The 11,589-nt window shown below is 43.0% G+C and carries 11 protein-coding genes; all 11 read left to right on the top strand.

What is annotated here, in order from left to right; all coding sequences use genetic code 11:
- Positions 1 to 95: 95 nt before the first annotated feature.
- The 11 genes from INF28_RS12270 to INF28_RS12220 all read left to right on the top strand — a co-directional run bounded on the left by INF28_RS12270 (position 96) and on the right by INF28_RS12220 (position 11,480).
- Complete coding sequence (locus INF28_RS12270; protein WP_226393745.1) at positions 96 to 1,052, top strand: hypothetical protein; 957 nt, start codon at positions 96 to 98, stop codon at positions 1,050 to 1,052.
- A gap of 100 nt (positions 1,053 to 1,152) precedes the next feature.
- The gene (locus INF28_RS12265; protein ID WP_226393744.1) at positions 1,153 to 1,395 is read left to right on the top strand and encodes a type II toxin-antitoxin system prevent-host-death family antitoxin; all 243 of its coding nucleotides are present in this window, start codon (positions 1,153 to 1,155) and stop codon (positions 1,393 to 1,395) included.
- Complete coding sequence (locus INF28_RS12260; protein ID WP_226393743.1) at positions 1,392 to 1,772, top strand: type II toxin-antitoxin system death-on-curing family toxin; 381 nt, start codon at positions 1,392 to 1,394, stop codon at positions 1,770 to 1,772. Before INF28_RS12265 ends, INF28_RS12260 begins: the two co-directional genes overlap by 4 nt.
- 49 nt (positions 1,773 to 1,821) lie before the next feature.
- Positions 1,822 to 2,208, top strand: a complete 387-nt coding sequence (locus INF28_RS12255) for a DUF3848 domain-containing protein (protein ID WP_226393742.1) — start codon at positions 1,822 to 1,824, stop codon at positions 2,206 to 2,208.
- 9 nt (positions 2,209 to 2,217) lie between these two features.
- Complete coding sequence (locus INF28_RS12250; protein WP_226393741.1) at positions 2,218 to 2,844, top strand: hypothetical protein; 627 nt, start codon at positions 2,218 to 2,220, stop codon at positions 2,842 to 2,844.
- A 328-nt stretch (positions 2,845 to 3,172) separates the two neighbouring features.
- Complete coding sequence (locus INF28_RS12245) at positions 3,173 to 3,493, top strand: plasmid mobilization protein (RefSeq protein WP_226393740.1); 321 nt, start codon at positions 3,173 to 3,175, stop codon at positions 3,491 to 3,493.
- The gene (locus INF28_RS12240; protein ID WP_226393739.1) at positions 3,480 to 4,844 is read left to right on the top strand and encodes a relaxase/mobilization nuclease domain-containing protein; all 1,365 of its coding nucleotides are present in this window, start codon (positions 3,480 to 3,482) and stop codon (positions 4,842 to 4,844) included. Before INF28_RS12245 ends, INF28_RS12240 begins: the two co-directional genes overlap by 14 nt.
- Positions 4,819 to 5,487, top strand: a complete 669-nt coding sequence (locus tag INF28_RS12235) for a PcfB family protein (RefSeq protein ID WP_226393738.1) — start codon at positions 4,819 to 4,821, stop codon at positions 5,485 to 5,487. Before INF28_RS12240 ends, INF28_RS12235 begins: the two co-directional genes overlap by 26 nt.
- 98 nt (positions 5,488 to 5,585) lie before the next feature.
- Positions 5,586 to 9,935: an S-layer homology domain-containing protein gene (locus INF28_RS12230; protein ID WP_226393737.1), complete on the top strand. Its 4,350-nt coding sequence runs from the start codon at positions 5,586 to 5,588 to the stop codon at positions 9,933 to 9,935.
- Positions 9,936 to 10,077: 142 nt separating this feature from the next.
- On the top strand, positions 10,078 to 10,851 hold the full coding sequence (locus tag INF28_RS12225) for an InlB B-repeat-containing protein (protein ID WP_226393736.1): 774 nt from the start codon (positions 10,078 to 10,080) through the stop codon (positions 10,849 to 10,851).
- A 98-nt stretch (positions 10,852 to 10,949) separates the two neighbouring features.
- Positions 10,950 to 11,480, top strand: coding sequence for a type IV secretory system conjugative DNA transfer family protein (locus tag INF28_RS12220; protein ID WP_226393735.1), 531 nt, complete (start codon positions 10,950 to 10,952; stop codon positions 11,478 to 11,480).
- Positions 11,481 to 11,589 lie beyond the last annotated feature (109 nt).

The raw sequence follows: 11,589 nt of genomic DNA, 5'->3' as shown, positions 1-11,589 counted from the left end.
GGGAAATTAGACTGAGTTTATAAATGGGGAGCCGTGTACATTGAGAGGTGTAAGCACGGTTCCGGGGCGAGTATTCGGAAACCTGTCATAGAAATATGACAAGGCGCCGGGTACTTAGCCTACAGCGAGCCGGAAGAATTATAAGGCAAGGAAATACAAACAGTGATGTTCATATTTATAGATATGTAACGAAAGATACATTTGATAGCTACATGTGGCAATTAGTCGAACATAAGCAGAAATTTATCTCTCAGATAATGACGAGTAAATCTCCTGTCAGAAGTGCTGAAGATATTGATGAAACCGCTCTTTCCTATGCAGAAATAAAAGCTTTAGCAACAGGGAATCCGCATATTAAGGAAAAGATGGACTTGGATACACAAGTTGCGAAACTAAAGCTTATAAAATCAAGCTTTATGAGTCAGAAATTTGAGCTTGAAGATAAGGTGCTAAAATATTATCCCAAACAAATTGCCCAGCTTTCAGTAAGAATCAAAGGGCTTACTGATGATATTCAAATCGTATCACAATATCCAAAGCGTGAAGATACTTTTTACACGATGACAATTAACGGACTGCCTTATTCAGAAAAAGAACAAGCAGGAAAAGCGTTACTTGATATGTGTCAGAAAATGACTTCACCCGAACCTATTTCTATTGGTAATTACAGAGGGTTTGAAATGGATCTTTCTTTTGATACATTTTCTAAAGTGTTTAATGTTGCGTTAAAGGGCAATTTAAGCCATAAAGTGGAGCTTGGAAGTGATGTTTTCGGCAATATTCAAAGGCTTGATAATGCATTAGAGGGGATTTCTAAAAGATTAGATATAACAAAAGAAAATCTTGAAGAAACAAAAAAGCAGTTTGAGATTGCAAAGGTTGAAATGCAAAAAGAATTTCCCCAGGAAGAAGAACTCAAAACAAAACTTAAAAGGCTTGCAGAAGTTGATGCACTGCTGAACATGGACAAAAAAGACCATGAAGGAGCAGAATTTGGCGGGCCTGATGAATCGGAAGTACAGCCAAAAAAGAAAAATGAAATGGAGAGGTAAAATATAATATGATTTCTGTATTGAAAAAATAAATAAAATTATAAAAATAGGTTGATTATAACCTAAAATTTGTGTATAATATATGTAGGAGGTGTATGTCATGAATATCAATACAGAATCAATTGTTTCAATAACAGATGCAAATCAGAACTTCTCCAAAGTTGCAAAAGTGGCTGAAAAAAACGGAGAGGCAGTTATATTTAAAAACAATAAACCTAAATTTGTACTAATTGATATGGAATCCAATCCATATTTTGAACTTTCCGACGATGAAAAAATTGATATTGCAGCAGCGAGAATATTAAAAAGGTTCAGACCTGCATTTGAGGAGCTTGCGAAATGATAAAATTCAGTAAAGAAAAAGTATTGCTTCTGCATCAGCTAATAGCTCATGAAACAGGTGGAGCAACCGGAGTCAGAGATTCATCACTTTTAGAAAGTGCATTAGAAAGTATATATGCAACATTTGATGGTGAAGAACTTTATAAAACAAAAGAAGAAAAAGGTGCAAGATTAGGATATTCATTGATTTCCAATCATGCATTTGTTGATGGGAACAAACGTATTGGCGTCTATGTTATGTTGACATTCTTAGAAACAAATGGAATAAAAATAGATTGTACAAATGAAGATATTGTTAAAATAGGACTGGGTGTTGCATCCGGAGAAATGACTTATGAGGAATTATTAGAATGGGTTAAGGCTCATAAAAGTAATTAATATCAATTTTAAACAAAACCGACAGGATAAAATCTTGTCGGTTTTTTCTATGCAAAAACGAAATGGAGAGAGGGAAATGAACAGTAATAATTTAAGAGAATTGCTTTTGGAAAAAGTATATAAAGAGCAAAGCGATTTTATTGAAACGTTAAAATTACAGCCGCCTGAAAAAATTATTGATTCTTCTTATGAGAAAGTAATGCGTGATGATATTTTAATGACATTTGAAGATGATTATTTATCTGATGAACAAGTGATGGAATTATTAAAATTAGACTATCCGCTGTCGGCTTGTTACAACGAGTGGATGGATACAGATTATTCTCATATGGAAATGCTGAGAGATACCATTGACGACTACACAAAAAGACTTGTTGATGAAAATAAACAAGAATCTGAAAAGACACAAAAGAAAAAATATGAACCTGAGAGATAATATTTGTGAATGAATTTGCTGCATATATGTGGCAGATTTTTAATTTTAAATTTGGAGGTAATGAATACTATGCAACAAAATAATAACCACAGAGATTCTTTTGTAAAAGCCGTAACTGAACTGGGTTTACAAAATGGAGCATTTTTTGATGAATGTGAATATGCGGAGCAAAGACTTGCAAGGGAGATACCGCCTGATTTTAATCCGTTAAAATATTTTAAATTTGAGCCTATCTATAATTTTGAAGTCGGCAGAAACGGTGATTATATTACTACACATCATTACACACATAATCCTCTTTTTGCTAACAACGGATTTATGCTTGATTTTACAGAAACAAAAATGACATCAACAATAAGCTGTGTTTCAGAGGGATATGAACTGTGGCTGCTTGACAATTTAAAACTTGTAGTTGTTTACAGTTGTCAGATGAGAGTCACTCAAGGCGGTATCATTGAGCTTGCGACTTATAGGCATCGTGTGAAAGATGGGTTATACCAATTTCGTCTGAATTTTGATCCTGAATATTTTGCAGAGCTAGTTATTGACAAGGTCTTAGATGCAATGTGCGGCGAAGAACGAAAAAATCTTTTCGATGATTTAAGCTCCACGCTGTACAAAGTATCGACACGCTGACAGATGCCGAAAAAGGAAGTTAGATTTTCCGCAATCGCTTTCGTCGGCGTACAGAGGTACGGTAGAGAGCGATTGCGGGAAAAGCAAGCAATGACGCCGGTTTTTCGATGAATCCGGCGTTATTTTATTTACAAAAAATTAAATTTTGACGAAATAGAAAAGTATCTTATTTTCTATTCCGCTTGCGGTATAACGACTTTTTCGACAGTCTGGAACAAATGCAAAGCATTTGTAATAGCAAGCACGGCATTTTGCTATCAAATGCCCGCTTGTTAGTGGCTGCGCCCCTAATACCCCGCCTGTCGGCATACAGAAAGAGGTGATTTTTTTGCAAGAGCGAAATAATGCGGTATTGATACGGCTTACAGAAAAAGAAAAAATTCATTTAAAAAAATCTGCTGTCCGCTGTGGTTTAAAAATGGAACCGTTTATCCGCAAGCTCATTACGGAAAAGGAAATCCGTCCAAGACCACCCGATGAATACTTACAGCTTATTCGAGAAATCAATGCCGTTGGAAACAACATCAATCAAATAGCCCATATTGCCAATGCCGAGCAGCACATTTCATCAAGTAAAATTGAGGAAGCTGTAAAAATGGTTGATGACATTATGGATATGGTACGGAGGTTTGAACGTGGCAATCACTAAAATATGGACGGTGAAATCAAGGCTTGATACCAGTCTTAACTATATCACCGATTCCCAAAAGACCATTCTGAAGCCTAACATGGATGCCGTGGAGGGCATAATAAAATACATTGAAAACAAGGACAAGACTGAAAATTGCGTATATGTCAGAGCATATAATTGCAGCAAGGAAAACGCCTTTGATACGATGATAGAAACGCAGGATTATTACGGCAAGAGCAGACGGAAAAACGGTGTACTCGCCTATCACTTGGTACAGTCTTTTAAGGACTTTGAAACAACGCCCGAAATTGCTCATCAATGCGGATTAGAACTTGCGGAGCGTTTGTTTGCGGATAAATATGAGGTTGTTATTGCAACCCATCTTGATCATAAGCATTTGCATAACCACATACTCATTAACTCGGTTTCTTTTGTTGACGGCAGTAAATATCGGAACAATTTTAAGGACTACTTTATAGATATTCGAGGAATATCTGATGAGATTTGCCGGGAAAAGTGCCTGTCGGTGATTGAGCACCCCAAAGGCAAAGGACTGCACTATGCCGAGTGGAAAGCACTCAAAGAGGGCAAACCCACCATCCGCGGACAAATGCGGGAGGAACTGGACGAGATCATCAAAGCCTCCTACACCATGAAAGACTTTTGGCGGATACTGGAGCAGCGGCAGTATGTCATTCACCGCCGGGGCGAAACGATCAAGCACACCTCCATGATTCCTTCGTTCGGCAAGCGCGCCGTCCGGCTGGACAATTTGGGCAAAGGATATAGCGAGCAGGATATTTTTGAAAGAATAAAGACCAACCGAAACGGTATCAGAACGGCAGCACCCACAGAGCTGTCCCAAAAACAATATACCATCAAGGGCAGCCTTGCCCATGCAAAGCGCAAAAAGCTGAAAGGTTTTCAAGCCTTGTACTTCCGTTATCTATACCTGTTCAAGAAAATACGCAGGAAGCAGACACCGCAGCGGGTGTCTTTTTTTATGCGTGAGGAACTCATTAAGCTGGAGCGATACCAACGGCAATTCAAGTTTTTAGTTGCAAACAATATCGAAACCGGTGCGGCGTTATCCTCCCTGCAACAGACCAAGGAGGACGAAATGAAACGGCTGGTACAGCACCGCAAACAACTTTACGAAGAGAGGACAGATGAAAATTGTGAGGAAATCAAAGAAAAAACAAACGAAATCAATGCAGAACTTTCCGCATTACGCTGTGAGGTACGACTATGCAAAGCCATATTTAAGGACGCCTATCGTATATCCGAGAAAAAGCGGCAGGCGGACGAACTGCAAAAACAAGCCGACAAGGAGAGGATAGAATATGAACACAAGCGGAGAAGTCGCTGATTTAATGGTCAAGGAAGGAATACACATCACTGAGTCTACGGCAAAACTGGTGGGACTGGGTGCGAAAAACCTTGCGGCGATTGTCATTGCCTTAATCAACGACGATACAAAGCTGCAAGGCAAAACCAATTTGAAACAGCTTTTGAAATCGGACAAGCCGTTATGTATCCTGCAAATCAAGGCAGATGATTTACGGGCATTTAACAGCGAAGCGAAAAAATACGGTGTACTCTTTACGGCTGTCAGGGATAAGACGAACAATACCGGCTTATGCGATATTATCGCAAAACAAGACGATGTGACAAAGCTTAATTACATCATGGAAAAAATGGGCTATGCCGCACCGGAGATTGAGCTGGAGTCGGAACAGTCGGAGCCGAAGCAACTGGAAAAGGAACAGCCGTCAAAAAACCAATCCCCCCGCGTGAAAGAAAATCAACGCGAGAGAGGATTTATGAAGCGCGGGGATATGGAAAAAACGGACAGCGTTATTGAGTATAGGCCATCTGTTCGGAAAAAGATTGAGGAGTACAAGAAGCAAATTCATAAGGTGCAGGCTGAAAAAACGCCTGTTCTGCAGAAAACGCCGGAGCATCCCGTACCGGGCAAAAAGAAGTCGAAGGAGAAAGAAAAATCACGCTGATGAAACTTGTATATCCGAGATGCCGGGAGCCGCCGTAGCGTTATGGCGGCTTTTCTCATACCAAAAACAAAAAATATATATTTATGGAGGATTGTAAAATGAAGACAAACCATCATTTTTCTATGAAATCGGCAATATCCATACTTTTAATACTGGCTATTCTGCTCGGTATCGCACCGATGTCAATCTTTGCAGCGCAGACAAGCGATTATGTCGATCCTGCCGACCATTGGCTGAAAGCAAACGGCAGGACAAACGAACTGGACGTTAATGCGTCCACTACTTATGAAACGCAATGGTGTGCTGTATGTGATAAAGATACCACAACGCTTACCTATCGTGTGCCGGAATACACAAAATCCGGAGAAACTGCCTTAAACCGCGGCGTGAAGTTTTCGGATGGCACGCTGATTGACGGCGAAGGCACAGGCAACCTTGACGACGGGACGCCGGGTGTAGATGCTTTCTATACCGGGTATCACTTCACAAAAGCTGTTTGTCAGATATGCGGCACCATCAACGCTACCGAAGGTCCGGGCTATTATTCGTTTAATAAAAATGTTTACGCTTTGAACTCATGCGACCATAACTTTTTCATTGACTTTGACAACACAACGTATGAGCCGGACAACGATACCTATCATACTTCCACTTTGAAAAAAGGGGAATACTGCAACTTCTGTAAAGGCACTTACGCAAGAGCAAGCGAAAAACGGGAACTGCACGACTTTACCGAAAGCATTGACGGTCAGCTTGGCAACAGCCGATTCTATGTTTCGGAAGAATGCGACGAGTGCGGGTATCAAACAAGCGAATATTTAGCGGCAAAAGCTGTTGTCAGCAGCTACTATGGCACAGCGGACGGCGAGCCGCACAGCATTGCCGTTACAGACCGTTCCGACAATGGTGTAAAAACCTCTATCCGTTACGGCACGGAAGCAGATCAATGTAATAAAACCTCTGCACCAAGCTACACCCAGCCGGGATACCATAGTGTGTACTATGAAATTGATTACAGCTATGGCGGCGAGGAAATGACCGAGAACGGCGTGTCCTATGTGTGGCTTTTAGAGGAAAACACAGACGGCGGAAAGGATGACGGCGGCGCAGCTGCACCCCATGCCCACAATTACCGTTATGTCGAAACCGTACTGCCAACCTGCGATAACTTGGGCTTTGAATATTGGCAGTGCGACGGCTGCGGACGATTGGAAAAGCGCAATTATACCCCTGCAGCCGGACACAGCTGCAAAGAAGTGATAATCCGTGAAGCAACCTGTAAGCAAGGCGGGTTAAAGTTAGTGATGTGTTCAAAATGCGGTGACTTTCACGAGGAAACCACCCCGACAGCGGAACATAAGTACAAAACGGAATTACATAATCCCACTTGCCGGGAAGTTGGCTATACCAATCACATCTGCGAAGTATGCGGCGATAATTACATCACAGATATTACGCCGTTGATTGCACATTCCTTTGAGCGTGTCACCAAACAGCCAACTTGTAGGGAACAGGGCTACATGACTTCCACCTGTACGATGTGCGGAGGTAACTATGTATCAGACTATACCGATCCGACCGGTCATAATTGGGACGAAGGACATATTATCGCAAATCCGACCTGTGACAGTGACGGAGTAATGGAATTTCATTGCAAAAACTGTGATGAAACCATGATGAAGGGCGAATCTGCCATGGGACATACGCCCGGTAAACCTGCAACTTGCATCAAGCCACAAGTGTGTGAAAAATGCGGTGCGGTTTTGGAGCTTCCGAAAGGGCATCATTATGAAAGCACAAGCATTCCCCCTACTTGTACTTCTATGGGATATACGGTGTTTGAATGTTCCAATTGCGGCGATACCTACACAGGCGAGTTTACCGATAAGGCAGAACATAGCTATACAGCAACGGTAACAGAATCTACCTGCACAGAGATGGGCTTTACCACCTATGTCTGTGAAACCTGCGGCGATACCTATAAGGATAATTACACCGACAAGATTCCGCATAGCTATGAAACGGCGATAACTGCTCCGACTTGTGTTGGCATTGGCTTCACGACATATACTTGCAGTGCTTGCGGTGAGAGTCATCGTGACGATTATGTCAATGCTTTAGGACACAAGCCGTCAGAGTGGATGATTGATGTTCCGGCAACCATTGAACATTCCGGTGAAAAGCACATGGAATGTACGGTTTGCGGCGAGGTATTGATGATTTCTGAAATCCCGCAGCTTGTGGATACCGACCATTCTGACGAGGACGGCGATGCAGAAGTTGGTGCGTTCAGCCTTATTCTGACTGATAAGGACGACAAGCCGATATTCGACGCAAAGATTACCATTGATGTAAACGACCATGTAACCATTAGGCTGCCAAGCGGCAGGTTACTCGACTATGCAGATCAGACTACTATTACGGCGATATATACCGATACCCAGGAGCCAAAATCCGATTTGCAAATTTTTATTTATGACGAAAAGAACAATGCCGCAACCGGAAAAACCGATGTGAACGGTCAGCTAAAAGTTCCGAATAATCAGAGCAGTACCGGAGATGATAACGGAACCATCGGTAAGGATGACGGCGAGGAAAAAGGTACTTTTGTTATCTGTGTTACAGACAAGACCAATACCGTTATTCCAAAATGTGAGGTTTATATCGGCGAGAGCAACAATATTGTTGTTGACTTGCCGGACGGCGTGAAACCGACCAGAGAAGCCCCGGTTATCATTACTGTGACCGACCAAAATGGCAAACCGCAAACAGGTGTAACGGTAATTGCATTGGGTAGTGCAGATTACATTGAAAAAGGTATTACCGATATTTACGGCAAAGTTACACTCCCTATCACAAACGAGGGCTATACTGATGAAGACGGCAAGGTAAATGTGAATGGTATCAATGTGATAGTCAATGACGAAGTAGGATTTATTCCAAACGCCCATGTTATTCATAATGAAGATGGAACTATTGCTGTCACCCTACCCGAAGATAAGACAATCAGCCATGCAAACAGAATTACAGTAACTGTCCTTGATTCAATGGGAAATCCGATAAAAGATGTTCCTGTTACGGTCAAAGATTTGGAAGAAAAGACTTATTCAGCAAATACTGATGAAAACGGTAAAGTGACCGCACCGCCGACCAATATTGATTACACCGACATTAACGGCTATGCTGAGGTGGACGAATATATTGTCAAGGTTGGCAATGAAACCGGAGCAATCGAAAAGGCGTTTGTTACGCATAACGCCGAGGTGAAAAATGAGGATGATATTATTCAAACGGCTGAAAATATCACGATTACACTTCCCGATACGCAGACGCTGACTACTTCCAATCAGACAACCGTAACGGTTGCGGATAAAGATGATAAGCCGGTAAAAGATCTTTCTGTTACCATCAAAGATAAAAACATAGAAAAAAGCGGTATGACCAATTCCAGCGGTCAAGTTACTTTGCCTGTGAAATCCATGGGCGGCGGCTCTACCGGCGGTGGCGGATCATCCTCCGGCGGCGGTGGCGGCTGGAGCAGCAGCTACAACACCGTCAATATTAAAATTACCGATAAGGCCGGCAAAAGTGTAACAGGATTTTCAAAATCCACCGACAGCAAGGGCAATGTAATAATTACCCTGCCGACAAGCAAAACGCTGGATCAAGGAAATTGGTACACCGTTACCGTGACCGATAGAAGCGGCAAGGCACAAGCCGATACCGTTGTTACGCTCAAAGATAAAAATAAACAAGAAGCAACAGGCAAGACCAATGCGGAGGGTGAAGTGGTACTCCCTGCAAAAGAACATACGGCATATATTGTTGGATATGATGACAGCACCTTTCGACCCGACAGCGATATGACTCGTGCCGAAGCGGCCGCCATCTTCGCAAGGCTGATTGCAGAAGAAAAAGGCGAAAACATTAGCGGAAAATCCACCTTTCAGGATATTGACAACAACGCTTGGTACGCAAATTACATTGGCTGCCTTGCAAAGTATAACATTATCAAGGGATACTCAGACGGCACTTTCAAGCCGGAAGCTCCTGTCACAAGGGCGGAATTTGTAGCAATGGCAGTTCGCTATTATGACCTGTTTCATGAGGTTACAAAGACGGGACCCAAAGTAAACTACACCGACGTAGCCGCAAACTATTGGGCATATGCAGACATTGCATTTGCCAAGAATATCGGCTGGCTTAACGGTTACAGCGACGGCTCTTTCCGAGGGGATAACAACATCACCCGTGCAGAGGTCGTCACGGTCACAAACCGCGCAACCGGCAGAACGGCGGATAAGGAATATGTAAAGGATAACTTTACAAAGCTCAACCGCTTTACCGACGTGACCGACAGCAGCCTGTGGTATTTTTATGATGTAAATGAAGCGGCGAACACCCATAAAGCTGTTTCCTCTGATGACGGTGAAATTTGGGTAAAATAAGGCACGGAATTTTGGCAGGGGCAGCCTTTTACGGCTGCCGCTTTGTCAAATATTTTTTCTCTCCGAAAATTTTTTGACGGTCTGCAAGTGCGCTGATAAAATGAAACCAGCAAAAGTCAAATAAGAAAGCGGAGGGATTTTCATGTTCAAAAAAATTTTAGGTTTATCGTTAGGGGTAGGTATGCTTCTAAACTCCACCACATTTGCGGCAAGCGAACAGCACAGTTGGGTTGATGATATTGCCCTGTCCAATGAAGTGTATAATGCCTATGTATGCGAAAATTGCGGCGAGGTGCGCCATGAAGAAATTGCAAAAATACGCAATTATATCATCACTTTGGACGCAAACGGCGGTATTGCAGAGCCGGCGCAGCTTACCACCAAAAACGGAAAGATCACGCTGCCCATCCCAGCCAATTCCTCAGACTATCTGTTTGAGGGGTGGTACGATAAAACCGGTATGCTCGTTACGCCGGACAGGGTGTTTGAGGAGGATACCACCCTTTATGCCCGCTGGTCGGCTGATAGCACCTACACGCTGTACTTTGTATCAGACGGCGGCTCCCGTATCAAACCCATTACTGGCGCATATGGAATGACCGTTTCGTTTACGGAATATATTCCCGTGAAAGAGGGGTATGTGTTCGAGGGTTGGTGCGCCGATCCGCGGGATAAACAGCAGCGGATTGTGGACTTTACCTTTTATGAGCATGATGTGGTCTATGCAAAATGGCGCAGTATAGGGGCAAACACAGCAGAAGAAACAAAGCAATCCACTTTGACAGATGCGGAGGTCATGCAGTACGGACAGTATGTGGACGAAAAAACCAGCGTGAATGTCACGGCGCTTTGGGTACAGCAGCAGGAACGCTTAAAACAGCTTATGGAAATACACAACAGCATTTACGGTGAATAAAATCAAGCAAACGAGGGCGGCTCATACGGGCTGTCCTTTTGGCATATCGGAAGGGAGATGATTTTTTTGAATTTTATGAAAAAACGGAGTGACAGCAGTTGAATAACCGGCAGGAAAACATCAAAACTACGCTTGCGCTGCTTATCGCCGCCGCACCTCTTGTGATATGGCTTGCTTTAGTCGCGGCAGGCTGTTATGCGCCGGGGGTAAAGCTGTTCGAGCTTTTAGAGCGTTTTACAATAGCAATCCGGCAGCCTTTGCAGATAATCTTGAATGAGTACAGCCTGAAAACTGTATTCATTTTTTTATTTCTGTATGCAATGGGTATCGGTGTGTATTTTTCGTCAAAGGAAAACCGCCGCCCCGGTGAGGAACATGGCTCCGCCAAATGGGGCAATGTCAAAGCCATTGTCAAACGGTATGCAGATAAAAACAAGGCGAACAACATCATCCTGTCCCAAACCATGCGGCTCGGACTGAATGCCAGAAAGCACCGGCGCAACTTGAATGTACTTGTTGTGGGCGGCTCCGGCGCAGGTAAAACGAGGTTTTTTGCCAAGCCGAATTTGATGCAGTGCAATGCCTCCTACATTGTCGCTGATCCGAAAGGTGGTGCGACACGTTCCTAACTGAAAAGGTTAGGCGTGGAGCCAAAAGATAGACGGAAGATTGAAAGGAGCTTCCGAACAGGTTTCATAGAACTAATAAACCGACAGGTGGAATGAAGGGGTAACGCCC

Origin of the sequence: Ructibacterium gallinarum (assembly GCF_014982785.1) — a bacterium.
GTDB classification, from domain to species: domain Bacteria; phylum Bacillota; class Clostridia; order Monoglobales; family Monoglobaceae; genus Ructibacterium; species Ructibacterium gallinarum.
The sequence above is the reverse complement of the archived record's forward strand: the minus strand, read 5'-3'. Positions and strand labels throughout refer to the sequence as shown.